This window comes from Okeania hirsuta, from assembly GCF_003838195.1.
Classification (GTDB): Bacteria; Cyanobacteriota; Cyanobacteriia; order Cyanobacteriales; family Microcoleaceae; genus Okeania; species Okeania hirsuta.
This window is the reverse complement of record NZ_RCBY01000018.1, coordinates 43,739-62,039: the sequence shown is the minus strand read 5'-3', so window position 1 is coordinate 62,039 and position 18,301 is coordinate 43,739. Positions and strand designations below refer to the sequence as shown.

General features: G+C 36.6%; 17 protein-coding genes. 14 read left to right on the top strand and 3 right to left on the bottom strand.

What is annotated here, in order from left to right; all coding sequences use genetic code 11:
• Window positions 1–945 precede the first annotated feature (945 nt).
• The 8 genes from rpsK to prfA all read left to right on the top strand — a co-directional run bounded on the left by rpsK (window position 946) and on the right by prfA (window position 7,296).
• Complete coding sequence (gene rpsK / locus D5R40_RS05400) at window positions 946–1,341, top strand: 30S ribosomal protein S11 (protein ID WP_124143139.1); 396 nt, start codon at window positions 946–948, stop codon at window positions 1,339–1,341.
• A 24-nt stretch (window positions 1,342–1,365) separates the two neighbouring features.
• Complete coding sequence (locus D5R40_RS05395) at window positions 1,366–2,328, top strand: DNA-directed RNA polymerase subunit alpha (protein ID WP_124143140.1); 963 nt, start codon at window positions 1,366–1,368, stop codon at window positions 2,326–2,328.
• Window positions 2,329–2,499: 171 nt separating this feature from the next.
• Window positions 2,500–2,850 carry a 50S ribosomal protein L17 gene (gene rplQ, locus D5R40_RS05390; protein WP_124143141.1) on the top strand — a complete coding sequence of 117 codons (351 nt, stop codon included), beginning with the start codon at window positions 2,500–2,502 and terminating at the stop codon, window positions 2,848–2,850.
• Window positions 2,851–3,052: 202 nt separating this feature from the next.
• Entirely contained in the window at window positions 3,053–3,895 is an 843-nt protein-coding gene (truA, locus tag D5R40_RS05385; protein WP_338043123.1) for a tRNA pseudouridine(38-40) synthase TruA, read from the top strand.
• A 344-nt stretch (window positions 3,896–4,239) separates the two neighbouring features.
• Window positions 4,240–4,689: a 50S ribosomal protein L13 gene (rplM, locus tag D5R40_RS05380; RefSeq protein ID WP_124143142.1), complete on the top strand. Its 450-nt coding sequence runs from the start codon at window positions 4,240–4,242 to the stop codon at window positions 4,687–4,689.
• A 5-nt stretch (window positions 4,690–4,694) separates the two neighbouring features.
• Window positions 4,695–5,105, top strand: coding sequence for a 30S ribosomal protein S9 (gene rpsI, locus D5R40_RS05375; protein WP_124143143.1), 411 nt, complete (start codon window positions 4,695–4,697; stop codon window positions 5,103–5,105).
• A 709-nt stretch (window positions 5,106–5,814) separates the two neighbouring features.
• Window positions 5,815–6,066: a 50S ribosomal protein L31 gene (gene rpmE, locus D5R40_RS05370; protein ID WP_124143144.1), complete on the top strand. Its 252-nt coding sequence runs from the start codon at window positions 5,815–5,817 to the stop codon at window positions 6,064–6,066.
• Window positions 6,067–6,186: 120 nt separating this feature from the next.
• Window positions 6,187–7,296: a peptide chain release factor 1 gene (gene prfA, locus D5R40_RS05365; RefSeq protein WP_124143145.1), complete on the top strand. Its 1,110-nt coding sequence runs from the start codon at window positions 6,187–6,189 to the stop codon at window positions 7,294–7,296.
• 535 nt (window positions 7,297–7,831) lie between these two features.
• Here prfA and D5R40_RS05360 read toward each other — a convergent pair.
• On the bottom strand, window positions 7,832–8,020 hold the full coding sequence (locus tag D5R40_RS05360) for a hypothetical protein (protein ID WP_124143146.1): 189 nt from the start codon (window positions 8,018–8,020) through the stop codon (window positions 7,832–7,834).
• 263 nt (window positions 8,021–8,283) lie between these two features.
• On the opposite strand from D5R40_RS05360, the gene D5R40_RS05355 reads away from it, so the two are divergent.
• A complete protein-coding gene (locus tag D5R40_RS05355) occupies window positions 8,284–8,763 on the top strand; it encodes a hypothetical protein (protein ID WP_124143147.1) in 480 nt (159 codons plus the stop codon).
• A gap of 242 nt (window positions 8,764–9,005) precedes the next feature.
• On the opposite strand, the gene D5R40_RS05350 is transcribed toward D5R40_RS05355, so the two are convergent.
• Both D5R40_RS05350 and D5R40_RS34645 read right to left on the bottom strand, forming a co-directional pair.
• Entirely contained in the window at window positions 9,006–9,869 is an 864-nt protein-coding gene (locus tag D5R40_RS05350; protein ID WP_124143148.1) for a pentapeptide repeat-containing protein, read from the bottom strand.
• 305 nt (window positions 9,870–10,174) lie between these two features.
• Window positions 10,175–10,399, bottom strand: a complete 225-nt coding sequence (locus D5R40_RS34645) for a hypothetical protein (protein ID WP_124143149.1) — start codon at window positions 10,397–10,399, stop codon at window positions 10,175–10,177.
• Window positions 10,400–12,146: 1,747 nt separating this feature from the next.
• On the opposite strand from D5R40_RS34645, the gene D5R40_RS05340 reads away from it, so the two are divergent.
• From D5R40_RS05340 to D5R40_RS05320, 5 genes are all read left to right on the top strand, one after another.
• Window positions 12,147–13,490, top strand: a complete 1,344-nt coding sequence (locus D5R40_RS05340; protein ID WP_124154326.1) for a sedoheptulose 7-phosphate cyclase — start codon at window positions 12,147–12,149, stop codon at window positions 13,488–13,490.
• Window positions 13,491–13,714: 224 nt separating this feature from the next.
• Window positions 13,715–14,560: an O-methyltransferase gene (locus tag D5R40_RS05335; RefSeq protein ID WP_124154325.1), complete on the top strand. Its 846-nt coding sequence runs from the start codon at window positions 13,715–13,717 to the stop codon at window positions 14,558–14,560.
• 246 nt (window positions 14,561–14,806) lie between these two features.
• Window positions 14,807–15,163: an aspartate 1-decarboxylase gene (gene panD / locus D5R40_RS05330; RefSeq protein WP_124143152.1), complete on the top strand. Its 357-nt coding sequence runs from the start codon at window positions 14,807–14,809 to the stop codon at window positions 15,161–15,163.
• Window positions 15,164–15,238: 75 nt separating this feature from the next.
• On the top strand, window positions 15,239–16,603 hold the full coding sequence (locus D5R40_RS05325; protein WP_124143153.1) for an ATP-grasp domain-containing protein: 1,365 nt from the start codon (window positions 15,239–15,241) through the stop codon (window positions 16,601–16,603).
• Between the two features lie 153 nt (window positions 16,604–16,756).
• Complete coding sequence (locus D5R40_RS05320; RefSeq protein WP_240041545.1) at window positions 16,757–18,286, top strand: sodium/proline symporter; 1,530 nt, start codon at window positions 16,757–16,759, stop codon at window positions 18,284–18,286.
• Window positions 18,287–18,301: the final 15 nt, after the last annotated feature.

Here is an 18,301-nt window from a genome sequence, read left to right as displayed (position 1 = left end):
ATGGTTAGGAATCCCGCGTTGTAATCTTTAGATTCAACGCCGGGAGGATGTCAAGAAGGCTGCGGGACTCGCAGTGTCAGTCTGTGGAGTGACTGTAAGGCCTGAAAGGATTAAGCTCCGGAGGGCTTGCATTTAAGCAGAAAGACCTAACCTGTGATGGTTAGGAATCCCGCGTTGTAATCTTTAGATTCAACGCCGGGAGGATGTCAAGTAAAGCTATTACTATCATTAGTAAAGACCAAGCTCGCCAAAGGGGGGGAACAATTTAGTTAAAGCCTTACTTGCTACTGAGTATTATTTGATTTGATTATCTACTTAAGTCTTAATTCTATTTCTGTATAGCTTACTTAAGTACAAACAAATTATTAATACTATTAATAATAGCAAATGATCTGAAATTATGAGTAATTGACAGTGATTATAGTAATGTAATTCAGTCAGATTGAAAAGAAATTAATCGAATTAAACGATCAACTCTGAAAGTCAATTGTTATTGTCTAATTATAACTATTAAATTAAGGAGAAAAAAGAATTATTTATAGTTAAGTCTGTTGACTTAAGTGAGAAAAACTTGCCAGGGTTGAAACACAAAAAATCTGCTACTTCAGATATTACAACAAAAACTCTAGACTCATAGTTCTAGTAAATAAAAGTAAAAACTTTACTGGCGCAAAAAAATCATCTCTCATATGTAAGTAAAATGTGGGTATTACTACTAAAAGTATAGCATTTAAAAATTCAATAGCCAGCAAAAAAGTTTATTTCTCAGACATTAAGTCATGTAAAACCAAAATACAATATTTCTAGCTAGTCATATAAGGATATAGCATAGCTTTTAAAGCTATATCAAAGTAAACAATTCTTATAAGTTTAAGATTAGAAATAAGTCAACTTGTTCTGAGAAAAGTACATTATTACCTTAAGATACCACTCATAAAGACAAATATGGCACGACAACCAGGTAAAAAAACAGGTGCAAAAAAGCAAAAAAAGAATGTGCCCAATGGGGTGGCTTACATTCAGTCTACCTTCAATAATACAATTGTAACCATTACTGACTTGAATGGTGAAGTAATTTCTTGGGCTTCAGCAGGTTCTAGTGGTTTCAAAGGAGCAAAAAAAGGAACTCCCTTTGCCGCACAAACAGCAGCAGAAAGCGCAGCACGTCGAGCTAACGACCAAGGAATGCGTCAGATTCAAGTAATGGTTAGTGGTCCTGGAGCAGGAAGAGAAACTGCTATTAGGGCTTTACAAGGGGCAGGACTAGAGATAACTTTGATCCGAGATATTACCCCAATTCCTCACAATGGCTGCCGTCCACCAAAACGGCGTAGAGTCTAATCAAATTATTAACTCTGGGGTTCAATGTTCAAGGGAGGTCACTCCGTGGCGCAGTTTCATTACGAGTGTATAGAGTCTAAAACTGACAAAGATCGTAGTCAGTACGGAAAATTTATTATAGAGCCACTAGCTCGCGGTCAAGGGACAACAGTAGGGAATGCACTGAGGCGGGTTCTACTATCTAACTTAGAAGGAACAGCCATTACATCAGTGAGGATAGCTGGGGTTAATCATGAATTTGCCACAATCAAAGGGGTAAGGGAAGATGTTCTAGAGATCCTACTGAACATGAAAGAGGTTGTTCTCAAAAGCCATTCCAACCAACCACAAATTGGTAGAGTCAGGATAGAAGGGCCAGCAACATTAACTGCAGATCGTTTTGATGTACCTTCGGAGGTAGAAATAATCGATCGCAGCCAATATGTCGCTACCCTATCTCCTGGGTCAATTCTGGAAATGGAGTTTAGAATTGAGAAAGGGACTGGTTATAGAGCGGTAGATCGTACTCGCGATGATGTTACAGCTCTTGATTTTCTGCAAATTGATGCCATTTTTATGCCAGTTCGTAAGGTTAACTATACAGTTGAAGCTCGTATAGGTAGCTCTATAGAAGAAGACCGACTTATTATGGAGGTTTGGACAAATGGCAGTTACACACCTCAAGATGCTTTGAGTCATGCTGCTAGTATCTTAATGAGTTTGTTTGAGCCACTTAAAGATATTACTAATATGGCAGAGGCTCCATCAGGAGAGCCTACAGACCCAACAAGTCAGATTCCAATAGAAGAATTACAACTATCGGTTCGGGCTTATAACTGTCTGAAAAGAGCGCAAATTAACTCTGTTGCAGACCTACTGGAGTACAGTCAAGAAGACCTTTTAGAGATCAAAAACTTTGGTCAAAAATCGGCTGAGGAAGTTATAGAAGCTTTACAGAAACGCTTGGGAATAACTTTGCCTCAAGAAAAAGTTGCTAAAGCTACTTAGAGGCCAAAAGTTAGAAATTCAAACCAGTTTTTGTCAATGGCATCAAAAATGTCAATCTGAAATACTATTTGCTTTCAAAGATGACCGACTGAGTTTTTGAAGCTGTTAGTAGCAGTACGGAAACACAAATTGAAAAAATTAGCTCAAATATTTTAGATACTCAAAGTAGTCATGCGTCATAGTCGTCGTGTTCCAAAGCTAGGAAAACCAGCAGATCAGCGTCGCGCTCTTCTGCGGTCTCTAGCCACTGAATTAATCCGTCATGGTAGGATTACTACCACAAAAACCCGTGCTAAAGCTGTACAGTCAGAAGCAGAAAAAATGATTTCCTTGGCAAAGGATGGATCGTTAGCAGCTCGCCGACAAGCTTTAGGTTATATCTATGACAAAAAGCTAGTTCACTCTCTATTTGAAGGAGCACAGGATAGATACGGTTCTCGTAATGGAGGTTATACCCGTGTTTTAAGAACTGTTCGCCGTCGTGGAGATAACGCAGAAATGGCAATTATTGAACTGGTTTAAGGTCTATAGTTAAGAGATAGTTGGGAAATCAATCAGAAAAAGTTAGTACTTGACCATTTTATTAATAGTAAAAATTTAATGGTGACAAAGATTGACTTTTAAGCTTTAGAGAGGTGGGGCATCCCTTGGTAGCTCAGTCAATGTTCTCATAGAGAAGTCCCTGAGAAGCCTACATCTGATTCTTGATCAGCATTGTGGGAGTATGTCACAAACTTTCAACTTTCCCATGGCTAATAACCAACCTTTAGTTCAGCGTGTTGCTCTTGTAATTCAATATCAAGGCACTCATTTTCATGGGTGGCAAAGACAGCCAAATCAACGAACTGTACAAGAAGAGATTGAAAATACTATTTCTTCTGTGGTTAACCAGTCTGTAATATTACATGGTGCAGGAAGAACAGATGCGGGAGTTCATGCCGCAGCACAAGTAGCCCATTTCGATGTTCCAGGCCCAATTCCTGCCCATAAGTGGGCTACTATTCTCAATTCACGGCTAGCTAATGATATCTTAATCGCAAGTTCGGCTCAAGTTGAATCTACCTGGCACGCTCGATTTTCTGCAACTTCGCGGCGTTATCGCTACACCCTATATACAGAAAAACGGCCTAATTTGTTTGTGATGCCTTTTGTTTGGCATTACTATCAAGCACAGTTAGATCCATTGTTGATTCAAGCAGCTTTGAATCCTTTAATTGGCTGTCATCACTTGGCTGCTTTTCAAAGAGCTGGCTCTTCTCGTCCTCATTCTTGGGTAGATGTACAAGAGGTTAAGTGTGAAAGTCAGGGGCCATTTATTCATATAGAGGTTCAAGCTAGTGGGTTTCTATATGGAATGATGCGATTATTGGTGGGGTTACTCATTCAAGTGGGTCAACAGAAGCTATCTGTGAAAAATTTTACAGATATCTGGGTTAATCAAAGAAGGGATGTTGTGAAGCACTCAGCTCCGGCTAGTGGCCTCTGTTTATTGCGGGTTGGTTATCTGGAGTTTCCTTTTACTCAAGAAGTTTGGTATAATAATATGCCTCAATTTATTTTTTATTGATTAGAGCAGGCGATCGCTACTTTGATGGATTCAGTCACTCCTAAAATGTTGCGAAACTGGTTTACTCACTGCTGTTACTGGAGACTTCTTTCTAAAAAACCGCTATAAGTATCTCTATTGAGACTTTCCATTAACAGGAATTACGCAAAGGCACTACATATAGTAGATAAAAACTATAGCACTATGGTACATATAGTGTTTATGTCGGAAAAATGCGTAATTCCTGATTAAGTATCAAAGAATAATAACTGACAATTGGGTAAACTGAGCAAATAATTCAATCAGATTAAACTGACAATAAAAGCCAATATAAGCAGTAAAAAAACAACTAAATTAAGTAAATTATGAATACAACATACGTTCCACCACTGAAGGCTCTAGAGCAAAAATGGTATGTTATTGATGCTAAAGAACAGCGTTTAGGGCGATTAGCTACTGCTATTGCGATGATTATTAGGGGTAAGAATAAACCTACTTATACTCCACATCTCGATACAGGAGATTTTGTGATTGTCGTTAATGCTGAAAAGGTGAATGTAACTGGTAAAAAAAGTAGTCAGAAACTTTATCGGCGCCATTCAGGAAGGCCAGGAGGTATGAAAACAGAGGTTTTTTCTAAGTTGCAAGCTCGTTTGCCTCAAAGAATTATTGAGGAGGCAGTTTTCGGAATGCTACCAAAAAATTCTCTGGGAAGAAAACTTCATGCTAAACTAAAAGTTTATCCAGGGCCTGACCATCCTCACCAAGCTCAAAAACCTGAAACGTTAATTATTGAAACTACTCCAGGAGAATAAAAATAATGCAAGCAAAAGAAAGTGGCCGTGCTATGTATTGGGGTACTGGTCGTCGTAAGTCTTCGATCGCTTCAGTACGCCTAGTTCCAGGTACAGGCAAATTGATTATTAATGGTAAGGATGGTGAGTTATACCTACAATATAATCATGGTTATTTATCATCTGCAAAAGCTCCACTAGAGACTTTAGGTTTGGAAAATGAATATGACATTCTCGTGAAAGCTACAGGAGGTGGGTTAACAGGACAAGCTGATTCTATTAAGTTAGGCGTTGCTAGAGCCTTGTGCCAGTTAGACCCAGATAATCGTAAACCTCTCAAGACAGAAGGATATTTGACTCGCGACCCCCGGGCAAAAGAACGGAAAAAGTATGGTTTACGCAAAGCTCGTAAAGCACCTCAATATTCTAAACGATGATATACTGAAAAATTGCCAATTGTTACAAGATTGATGATAATTGGCAAAAACTTTAGACATCTCCACCAAAAGAGGGAACAGGGAACAGGGAACAGGGAACAGGGAGAAATAATTGATAATTTATGGATAAGAATTGATTTGATTTTTGATTTTCACCAGATGTCTTTTGATAAAATTTTCAATAGCGCTATAGTAGGGCGTGTCATCAATTAAATCTGAAAGTACTATGTAGCAAGAGTTTTGAACTTTTGGCTGGGAAAGACTACAGGCGCTAAAAACCTTGACTCACAAAGCTTATAGTTCTAATTGATGACAGGCCCTAGTGGTGTGATACCAATTTGAAAAAAGAATGTTACGAATAGTTTAGTCAACTAAAGTAATTTAAGTCAGATGCAAATTTACTATAATAGATTTTTTCATGGCAAAAAATGAGAATAAAAGCTACTTCTACTGACTATTGACTATTGACTACTCGAAACAGTCCAAATATTTGTAGCAAAAATTTATAAAATTGGTATGACACATCTAAAATTTTGCAATAGTGTAGTAGGGGCGGGTTCTGCATTAAGTTAATGGTGTTACAAATTATTTAGATGAACCCGCCCCCAACCCAACAATTGAATGCACAAAATTAGCTTTGTCAATTCAGTGCAATAAGCTAAGATATTGTATAGAAAAAATATTTGTAATTTTAAGTAGAGTAAAGAAAATGCCTAAAGCTGGAATTCATCCTGAGTGGTATCCAGAAGCCAAAGTTTACTGCAATGGTGAAGTAGTAATGACAATTGGTTCTACAAAACCAGAGATTAATGTTGATGTTTGGTCGGGAAATCATCCCTTTTTTACAGGTACTCAGAAAATTATTGATACTGAAGGAAGAGTTGAGAGATTTATGCGTAAGTATAGTAAAAAAGATGGAGGGAAAAGCTCTAAATCTAAGAAGAGTAAAGATAAAAAATAGCTGGAATGTCAATTGTCCTTAATTAGTTGTCTGTAATATTTTATGGACAACAATTAACATCAACATCTCACAAAAATTCCCCATAAATAAAATACTAATTAAGACAAGGGACAACTGACAATGGCTGAAACATATTTACTAGAAAAATTAAAATCCGTTGAGCAAACTTACAATGAATTAACTCTACGTTTAGCAGATCCAGATATTGCAAAAGATCCAACTGAGTTCCAAAAAGTAGCTAAGGCACGCTCCTCATTAGAAGAGGTGGTAAATACTTATGAAGAGTGGAAAAATAGTCAGCAAGAATTAGCGGATGCTAAGGAAATCTTGAAAGAAGCTGGTGGCGACCAAGAAATGGAAGAGATGGCCAGAATGGAAGTAGAGGAATTGGAAGCCAAGCTGGAATCTCTGGAAATTCAAATGAAAATTGCCCTACTACCACGAGACCCCAACGATGATAAGAATATTATGTTGGAGATTAGAGCTGGTACAGGAGGGGATGAAGCTAGTATTTGGGCAGGGGATCTGGTGAGAATGTACTCCCGTTACTCAGAAACTCAAAAATGGAAGGTGAGTTTACTGAGTGAATCTTTAGCAGATATGGGAGGTTTTAAAGAAGCAATTTTAGAGATTAAGGGAGAACAGGTTTATAGTAAGCTGAAGTTTGAAGCAGGAGTTCATCGGGTTCAAAGAGTTCCAGTGACAGAAGCAGGTGGGAGGGTACATACTTCAACAGCAACGGTGGCCATTATGCCAGAAGTGGATGATGTAGAAGTGGAAATAGATGCAAAAGATATTGAACTAACAACGGCTCGTTCTGGTGGAGCAGGTGGACAAAATGTGAACAAGGTGGAAACTGCTGTGGATTTATTTCATAAACCCACAGGAATTAGAATTTTCTGTACTCAGGAGCGCAGTCAGCTACAAAACAGAGAGAGGGCAATGCAAATTTTACGAGCTAAACTTTATGAGATTAAGCTACAAGAGCAACAACAAGAAGTTAGTTCGATGAGGCGATCGCAAGTAGGTACTGGTTCCCGCTCAGAAAAAATTCGGACTTATAACTATAAAGATAATAGGGTGACAGATCATCGCTTGAGTCAGAACTTTTCCCTTGCACCTCTTCTTGAGGGAGATATAGAAAATGTAATTCAAGCTTGTATTACCCAAGACCAGCAGGAACGTTTGCAAGAGTTGGCAGCATCCACATCTACTCCAATGTCAGTCTAATTGACATTTTGTGAAATGGACTTATTCACATAATATCAATATCACTCAAAAAGCGAGGACAAAGTTCTCGTTTTTTTTATAAAATATGCTTATATTAGCAAGTATAGCGCTGTGCGCAGGAACAGGCAATATGGGGGATAAAAAGCTGATAGTATAAGACTTTTAGCTATGTAAAACATAAGTTTTTCAATTTTACCTTCAGCTACTTACCATTAAATTTCAGCAACACCAATTTTATTTAGGGTTTGCTGAAAAAGTATGCATGGTCAAGGGAGGACTGAGTCAGGAGAAATGGGAATTATAGAGGAGGTAGTTGGATGTTTTGTCCCTTGATTTTTCTGCCCTTGTCTGCTCAAAATGCTCATAAGCATGAGCTTGAGGCACTGAAAACCAGGCAATTTTTTCGACAATAAAAAGACTAAAGCCTTTATCTGTCAATGTTTTGAGATTTAATCAGCAAACCATATTTATAACTGACCCGTCCGAACATTATATAAGTCTGGGTTTGCACATTATGGAATGATATTGCCAAAAATTAGTTTAGATTTTGAGTAAAAAACCTAATATTAATCATTTTAGCAATTCTCAAACCCAAAATATTGTTCATCAAAAATCTAAAATCATTTGTCACTGTGCAACGCCATAAGTCTTGTATCCCACATTCCGCACTTCGATTTGTAACATTAAAAGTATTATAAAAATCTGTAGCTTGGTAGGTATTCATACTATGCAAATCATCTCAATTACTTTTTTCGTTCATCAAATCCCGAGTAAATAATTAATCATAAATACTTGCTTGATTGTTTACTCAATCACTGTAGCTATGATTTTCTCGTAAATTCTGACTCCTTACTCCTTCTTCTATACTACATTTTGTGGTGCGGAATATGGGTTGTATATTATTCTATGCAGCTCAGAAATGAATTTGATATAACGTAGTAAAGTATTCTAATTCTAGCAAATTAAAGAAAAGTAGGAGATTTGGGCATGACTACCAATGAAGAATTATCTTGGGAATGTGGAATGGGTTTCTATGTGCCAATTTTAAATGATGGAGAATTAGTGGGCATTTGTAAACCTGAATATGCCGAAGAAATTCTAGAAGTTATGAATGAGCAGGAAAGGCTACACAAAGCTTTAAGGCTAGCTTGTCTAGATTTACTGCGAAGGGTGGGAGGAAAAAGAAGTAGAGTCAATGACTTAATGCAGAAATATATAGCTCTGGCTGAACGACCTAAATATGGACCAAGAGCGGTAGCCCTCTTGTTGCGAGAAAGGCAAGAACAACTGCAGGTTAGTGGCCATGAGTTTATTAAATTTTGTGATATTCATAAAATTTCTCCTGAGCAACTCAAAGATATTTATGCAGGCAAAGCAGTAGATACAAACTTAGTAGGACCTATAGCAAGAATTTTAGGCAAAACTAATAATGAAGTACAAGAAATATTAGAAGGCCCTAGCGAATAATATTGTAATTTGTCATTAGCACTTAGTTTTTTGATTTTCTCGGTCTTAGAGTATGTCTGAAATTTTAATTAATATGATTTATCATCTTTTTAGATGAGTTTTTCAATTAGATTATTATTTTTTCTGCTTACAAAAACTTTTTCAAATCTACACCTCTTCCCTATTTTCTAAAATATTGAATTCCCTGTTCATATCTCAAACATAAATGGTATTTATACTACATAGTTAAAATACTAAAAATATCAAGTTTCATCATTATAATTAACTTTACCATTAGGCATAATTGTTTCCTGAAGATTAGCTTCAGAAAGGTTAATATCATTAATCAAAGCATCAGTAAGATTAGCACCTCTCAAATCAGCACCTCTCAAATCAGCACCTCTCAAATCAGCTCTAATTAAAATAGCCTTACTTAGATTAGTTCCTCGGAAATAAACCCCCCTCAAATTTGCACCTAGAAAATTAACTTTTTTGAGGTTTGCAAACCTAAAATCTGCTTTATAAAGATTTGCTTCCTTTAAAGAAGCATTTGATAAATGAATTCTACTCAGATGAGCTTCAATCAGATTAGCTTTGTCTAAATTAGTCTGGTAAAAATAAGCCCCAATCAATTCAGCTTCATGGAGATTAGCATGACTAAGATTAGCATAACTGAAGTTAGTTTCTATTAAATCTGCTTTGGCTAAGTTGCTTCTTCTCAGGTCTGCTGAAGTAGCATCAGCATATCGACAAATAGCATTTTGTAAATCAGTTCCAATTAAATTTGCACCAACTAAATCAGCATCTATTAAGTTAGCCTGTCTTAGATCTGCAGAAATCAAATTAGCATATCTTAAGTTAGCTCCCTGAAGATTAATAGAAGTAAGGTTAGCATGAATCAGTTGAGCTGAAGTTAAATTAGCATATCTTAAGTTAGCTGTTTTTAATTGAGTTAAACAGAGATTCGCTCCTGTGAGATTTACTCCTTGAAAATTAATACCTTGCAGGTTAATACCTCTGAGGTTGACATTAGTAAGATCTGCTTGTAGATGTAGATTTTTCTGTCTCCATTCATTCCATGTAATTACATCCCGATTAAGTAGGGCGAGATATTCTTTATTTGCCATTTTTTATTAGATAACTTCTTAGAGATATTTATATATTTCTGTTATGGAGTAATAACTATAAGAGACTGTTTGTAAAAGGAATGTTAAATCCAGGCGTAGGGTGGGTTAGGCAACAATAATTATGAGTCGCGAACCAAAATCTTAACTGTCCACTGTAACCCACCGAACATACCGAGTATTAAGGAGTTGGACATTATGGAATGATATTGGCAAAGATTAGTGTGTCGGCTAAATCCCTTACTTCAACTGAATTTGGGTTTATAGTCGAACATAGCAATACAGCAAAACTAAAGATCCTAATTATATCAAATCCGTTTAATTCGATATAAAGAAATTTTCCATCTGAGCGCCATTGCCAAATCTTTCTCAATATTCCCATCCTGGTAGGGGTTAGGGGTGGGTCTCCATATCCCCATATCCCCATATCCCCACACTCCCCATCTCCCCAGACTCTTTATGGAGGAGTATGGAAATATTTTTCCACCTTTTTCTCCTATTGCCTCTATCTCACGGACGACTCCATGGCTCAAAATTATTATCAAGGTCAAGATACCAAATAGCTTATATAGGAGGAAAAGAAGAAGGATGAGAAAGTTTTTTTCAGGGTTATTATTCCAGACATGATATTACTTATTCCACACTTTGCTGATGTAGTTCTAAGTATTTCTAGCTATAGTAAAAGCTATGGTCTTAAAAAAAAAGGTAATCAAAATATTTACTATATCATATAAACATCATATATATGCATAATATTAATTAAATTTATGTATAATTATTAAAACTTAATAAAGATTTACTTAATATTAAGTAAAATGATACGAATCAAGAGTTAAACTAACAAACGAGAACAATAGTTAACATATTGAAGAGCCATGACCTAACCATTGCAAACCAAAAGTGAATTTATTAGTACAGTCCAAAAAATTGAATGTCCCTAATTTAAGGATATTACTAAAAACGTCAGTATATCTTGGTGATCTAACGGCTCTACCAAATTTATTGAATGAATGGGGAAAATAGCTACACAGTAAACCTTGAGAATGTGTTGGCTAAAACCTCAAGATAGTGAAATGAAGTTTGGAAAGTTGGAGAAAACGCATTCCTCACTAATACAATTTCATAGATAATGAAGTATTTTTCTAGGGTGACTTCCCTAAAAGTGAGGCACAAAGTTCCAACCTCCTAACAGTGTTGAAAATGTAGAACTTTTACCTTGCCTGCCTTCAGGCACACATTAAGCTAGTTATTCTAGTAGCATTACTAAAATACTCCTTCAGTACGAAGTAATTTATAATTCCAAGTGGTAAAGAATAAAAAGCGATCGCAAACATAAATGTAAATTAGATTCACGTCGCCATAATTAAAATTACCAAGTCAGTCAATTAGTCATTAATACAAGGATTTGACAACTATGCTAAACACAATACCTATCAAGCAGCCGTTAAATCCAGATCAAAACGTGAATCACGGTTGTAACTTGAAGTGGAAGTTAGAAGATCGACAAGAGTATCGTTTTTCTGCTATAATTTTGATCACAAGTAAAATAACAAGAAAACACCAATGGTGACATCAATTCAGTTTTGCTATCAAATAAGGAAACTGTAATAGGTTTTGGTGTTGACAAAATAGTGATTATTAGCACCTAGTTAACCTCTGACGACAGGACTTCTTAAGTCTATAGCATCAGTCAATCTTTAAATTATACAAAGATTGTCTATGTTTATGATGTCTAAAATTGCTTCAATGTATTTCTAAGGACTTAATAGATATTTCCTAGATAGCGATCAAAATTAATTGTAAATGTACTAAAATATTTACATTCAGTACTAGAGTACACTGATCGGAAATACTGTAGTAGCAAAAAAAATTCACTGAATAATTGATGATTAATAATTTTAGGTTTAAAGCCTATCCTTTCAAGAGAAAATATTATTATGCCTTTTGATACCAAATGAATACAAAGGTGGTTACAGTATTAATATCCATATTTTCACCAGGAAAATAAACTACTGTAGCAAGATTTGATGATAGTGGTATTAGTCAGTCATATTCTTTTGAAGAAAAGGTGATTACTAATGATTAATCGTTAAATATTAGTTGTTGAATTAGCATTAATGAAAAAAAACTGCTCTCAGCAAGTAGTAATATCCCTAAAAACCACTGAATTCGTGTACTATAATAATGTGCTGATAAACTGACTTTAAGTTTAACCAAAAACTTCGATTGTGTGTTATTAAGAAGTAAAATTTCGGAGCAAACCATTAACTAACTAAAATTATGACCAACACAATATTACCCCCTACAGCATTAACCGAAGAAATTAGCAAGCCAGACTTCACATTTGATCCCAGTATTCGACGCGATCATGCAAAGAAGTACCGAACCTCAGAGTGGTACGATGGTCGTGGAGAAATTAAAGCGGTAGAAGATGGTCGCTCATTTGAGATTTCTGCAACCTTTACTCTCAAGTCAGAAGTAAAGTTGGTATATGGAGTACTAAACCCATCTAACCCAGTGTTGGCAGAAATCTACAAAAGTCGTGGTCGTTGTGTAGCAGTTGTCGATCAAACGGTCGATGAACTTTATGGAGAATCACTGCAAGCTTACTTTAAGCACAATGAGATTCCCCTAGAAACTCTAGTTTGTCGTGCATGGGAATCAGACAAAACTCCAGAAACAGTTCAGCGCATACTCCAATTCTTAGGTAAAGATGGCTGTGATGTATCCCGCAACGAACCTGTACTAATCATTGGAGGTGGCGTACTCAGCGATGTGGCAGGTTTGGCCTGTGCTTTGCAGCACCGACGAACACCTTATGTGATGATCGGAAGTTCTATTGTTGCAGCTATTGATGCTGGACCATCCCCTCGTACCTGCACAAATGGTCAGCTATTTAAAAATAGTATCGGTGCATATCATCCCCCAGTTATAACAATAGTAGACCGTAGCTTATTCCGTACTCTGGCAAAAGGTCATATCCGCAATGGGATGGCAGAAATTATCAAAATGGCAGTAACTGATGACCCAGTGCTATTTGATTTACTAGAAGAATACGGCCCACGGTTAATTGAAACCCATTTTGCTAACTTTGATGCGGATGAGGAACTGACCCAGGTAGCTGATGAAGTAATTTATCGAGCATTGTATTCCTACATGAAGCATGAGGGAACAAATATGTTCGAGACCTATCAAGACAGACCCCACGCCTACGGTCACACCTGGAGTCCCAAATTTGAGCCGGCAGTCAAATTGATGCACGGTCATGCTGTTACTATTGGTATGGCTTTTGGAGCAACCTTAGCAATGGAAATGGGTTGGTTAGAAAAAGGCGATCGCGACAGAATAGTTGCACTATGTTCTTCTCTTGGTTTATCAGTTTATCATCCTATCCTCGAAGACAGTGATTTGATGATTCAAGGACAGAAAAATATGCGTCGCAAGCGCGGTAGTAGTGGGTTATGGGCACCTTTACCTACAGGTATTGGTAGTTGTAGTTTTGCTGGAGAAGTTCCCTCAGACTTATTAATATCTGCTGTGGAGGAACATAAGAATTTTTGTACCTCTGTGCCAAATGAAGGAAAAGGCGAACAAATGTATTTAAGTGATCTTGGTTTGGAGTAAAATAAATAGAAGTTGTGATGTGGGGTGGAGAAAACAAGAAATTCCTCCCTGCTCCCTTTTGAAAAAAAGAACAATAGTGGGCAAAGACTGCAAAATTTTCATTAGACCTCTGCGATAATTAATCTCAAAGCCTTGTAATGCTTAGGCTAAAACTTAGTTTTCGTATGCTATAGATGATTTAGTATTTGCCCATTCTACTTATCCAATAGTAATGGAATAGAAATATGATAACCGTTGTAAATACAGAAACTGTAAATACAAACACTGCCAGACCAGTTACACCATTGGGTATTTTAGTAGAAAAACTTGAAAAAACTGTCAAGATGGCAGAAACCGTAGAAATACCTGCCCAACTTGCTGAGGCTATTAAAGATGCTTACCAATTAGCAGAAGGTCTTGACCCCTACATTGAAAAAAATACTACCCAGGAGTCAGATGCTTTGGCAGCATTAGCAGAAAAGACTCGCCGGGAACCCTGGAATTTACGATTTTCTGATGGCGAAACAGTGCGCCAGTTAGAACAGGAAATGTTATCTGGGCATATTGAGGGGCAAATTCTCAAAATGTTCGTTCACATGACTGGGGCGAAACGTATCCTAGAAATAGGAATGTTTACCGGGTATTCCGCATTGGCAATGGCAGAAGCGCTGCCAGAAGATGGACTTGAAGTTGCTTGTGAAGTCGATCAATATGTAGCTGACTTTGCTAAAGCTTGTTTTGAAAAGTCTCCCGCTGGGAAGAAAATATCAGTCGAAGTTGCACCAGCTTTGGAAACTATGCAAAAGTTGGCAGATGCCGGAGAAACTTTTGATTTAGTGTTTATTGATGCCGATAAAAAAGAGTATATAGAATATTTCAGAATTCTCTTAGATACAAGTTTATTAGCACCAAATGGATTTATTTGTGTTGATAATACTTTATTGCAAGGACAACCTTATCTGCCATCAGAAAAGCGTGCTGCTAATGGAGAAGCGATCGCTAAATTTAACCGTTTTGTTGCAGAAGATACCAGAGTAGAACAAGTTTTGCTACCTTTACGAGATGGGGTAACTATTATTAAACGAAAGTAGTTATGGTTTGAGGATATTATTAACCCAATAAATAATTGGATATAACTCCTGAATATTCGGTAACATCATGTCAGCTGGTATCATTAGTGTAAACCCAAAGGTGAATATCTACAGGGAATTTAAGTTTTTTTCTTGCTCTTAAGTATTCTTGCCTGTTCCCTGTTCCCTACCCTTGCTATACAATACCGATGCTACCTGACATGATATAACATCATAGGTGTTACCGATATAAATAATTATAATCAAATGCTACTGACAATTTTTAAGAGTAAACTGCATCGACTCAAAGTAACTGAAGCACAACTATATTATGAGGGTTCAATTACCATTGATGAAGAACTACTAAAAACTGCCAGTATCTTAGCTTATGAAAAAGTACAAGTAGTTAATGTCAATAACGGTTCACGGCTAGAAACCTACACTATTCCAGGGGAATGGGGTAGTCGTATTGTCTGTCTCAACGGTCCAGCAGCCCGAATAAATGCTGTTGGGGACGAGATAATAGTCATCGCTTATGCTCAAATGACACCAGAAGAAGCACTTCTACATCGTCCTCAAGTTATTTTAGTGGATAAAAATAATAATCCTCTACAGAAAAGCTAATACTTAGACCTACCTCTACAGCTAAATTTTTATTCTCAAAAACTTAACACTTTTTTCCTGATTATAAATAATAACATGGCACTAATTTTATTTGTTCAAGGACGTGCTTATGCACTTTTCCAAAATCTCGGCACTCTAATTTTATTATTAATTGTTTTACCTTTCAATTTCCTGAAAGTAATACCATCGCTGCTATGGAATTTTATCAGTCAACCTTTTCAAAAAAAAGTAGTAGCTGAAAACCCAAAAAACATCCTAATTACGGGTGCAAAAATGACAAAATGTTTGCAACTTGCCCGTTCATTCCATGCCGCAGGGCACAAAGTTTTTCTGCTAGAAGCAAATAAATATTGGTTATCAGGAAATAGATTTTCTAATGCTGTTACAGGTTTCTACACATTACCCTTTCCCCAAAAAGATTGGGAAGGCTATTCTCAAGGATTATTAGAGATTATTAAAAAAGAAAAGATAGATGTATTTATTCCAGTTTCTAGTCCGGCAGGAAGCTACTATGAATCTTTAGCAAAACCACTTATATCGGAACATTGTGAAGTATTGCATTTTGACGCTGAAATTACGCAACTATTAGATAATAAATTTACATTTATTGAAAAAGCTAAAAGTTTTGGTTTATCTGTACCAAAATCATTTTTAATTACAAATCCTGAACAAGTTCTCAATTTTGACTTTGCTACTGATGGGAGTAAATATATTCTCAAAAGTATCCCTTACGATTCAGTGCGTCGTTTAGATATGACAAAACTGCCCATGAATTCAAAAGCAGAAATGGAGGAATTTGTCAATAGTTTGCCGATTAGCGAACAGAGACCCTGGATTATGCAAGAATTTGTGAAAGGCAAAGAATATTGTACCCATAGCACTGTCAGAAAGGGTAAAGTTAGACTCTATTGTTGTTGCGAATCATCAGAATTTCAAGTCAATTATCATCATGTAGATAGACCTCAAATCTATCAATGGGTAGAAAAATTTGTCAGAGAATTAAATATTACTGGGCAAATATCCTTTGACTTTATTCAAACAGAAGATGGTCGAGTTTATCCCATAGAATGTAATCCTAGAACTCACTCAGCTATTACAACATTTTACGACCATCCAGGAGTAGCAGATGCTTATTTGAAAGATAGTAAAGATGAAAATGAAGCCTCACTAATACCACTGCCAAATAGTAAACCTACTTATTGGACTTACCATGAATTATGGCGACTGACAGGAATTAGATCTTTGGGACAATTAAAAACTTGGATTAACAGAATTTTTCAAGGAACAGATGGTATTTTTCAAATAAATGACCCCTTACCATTTTTGATGGTACACCATTGGCAAATTCCTTTACTTTTGTTAGGTAATCTGCAAAAATTAAAGGGGTGGGTAAGAATTGATTTTAATATTGGGAAATTAGTAGAATTGGGCGGAGATTAACAAATTGGATTTCTGTAGAATGTAAGCTCAGAAACCGTAAGCGTTTAGCTCTCATTTTCTTTAATGAATGAATAAATGAAGCAAGCATTTGTTTAACTTCTACTACATTTTCAACAAGAGAATTGAAGTACAAGAAGGACTAGCTTGCTTTAAATGAAGCTGAGATCTGATAGCTGGCAGCTAAATGCTTACCAGAAATTAAGAAAGAAAAAACAGATTTCTACTAAGGTTAAATCATCAATTTTTATGGATCAACAAATTTGGATTGCGATAACATTTATTGCCTTTTTACTTTCATTTACAGTAGTAGGCATTTACTCCGCAACCCAAAAACAAAACACAACAAATGATTACCTACTTGCTAGTAGAAATGTTAATCCCTGGTTGACAGCTTTATCAGCAATGGCAACAGGTCAGAGTGGATATTTATTCATTGGAGTAATTGGCTTTACCTACAAAGTAGGAGTTGCTTCCATTTGGATACCTGTTGCTTGGGCAATAGGAGACTATATTGCTTGGTGGTTGATATTCAAAAAGTTGAGGTTAGTCTCTCAACAAACAAATTCAGATACAGTTTCCTCATTCCTCGGTCAAGAAAATCTAAGGTCAGGAAAAAATAACGGGCGCTTGATTACAATAATTTCAGCCTTAATTACTATTGCTTTTCTCGGTACTTATGCTTCAGCTCAACTGGTAGCAGCAAGCAAAGGACTAAATGCAATATTTGGCTGGAACTATCAATTAGGAGTTATCATTGGAGCTGTAATTGTCGTTATATACTGTTTTTCAGGAGGCATTCGTGCTTCTATATGGACTGATTCAGTGCAGGCAATTTTGATGATTGGCTCCTTATTAGTTCTGTGTATAGTCGGTTTGATTAACTGTGGTGGGTTTGGAGAACTTTGGACAAAACTCAATGCAATTGACCCCACCTTAACAAATTTGATTCCCGCTAATCTGCCTTGGGGATTTTTCCCTTACTTTTTGGGATGGATAGTGGCAGGATTTGGCGCTGTCGGTCAGCCTCATATATTAGTACGAGCAATGGCAATTGACTCCGCAGAGAATGTGGCTTTTGCTCGAAACATCAAATTTGTCTGCGGTCAAATAAACTCTGCCACAGCCTTCGGTGTTGGGTTAACTGCAAGAGCATTGTTGCCAGATTTAATCACATCAAGTGACCCAGAATTGGCATTACCTTATCTATCTATGGAACTTTTACCAGCAGTGATGGTGGGGTTAATGTTAGCAGGATTATTTTCAGCAGCAATTTCCACAGCAGACTCTCAGATTCTATCTTGTTCGGCTGCATTGAGTCAAGACTTGATTCCTAATACAGCTAATTCTTATAGAATGGCTAAAATTGCCACGTTAGTTGTCACAGCTATTGTATTAGTAATTGCCCTAACAGGAGACAATAACGTATTCGCTTTAGTAATTTTCTCTTGGTCAATTTTAGCTTGTGGTTTAGGCCCATTATTGGTATTGCGGGTTTGGCAAAAACCTATAAGTGTGCCAGTAGCGATCGCCATGATGATTATTGGTATTATTGTTTCCATAGCCTGGAATTTAGGACTTGGGTTATCTAGTGCTATTTATGAAGTACTTCCCGGTATGGCTACAGGCTTTATTGTTTATGGAATTGTTTATTTTTTGACCGACTCTAGAGAGTTGAGTAAATAAAAAAATTGTACTACT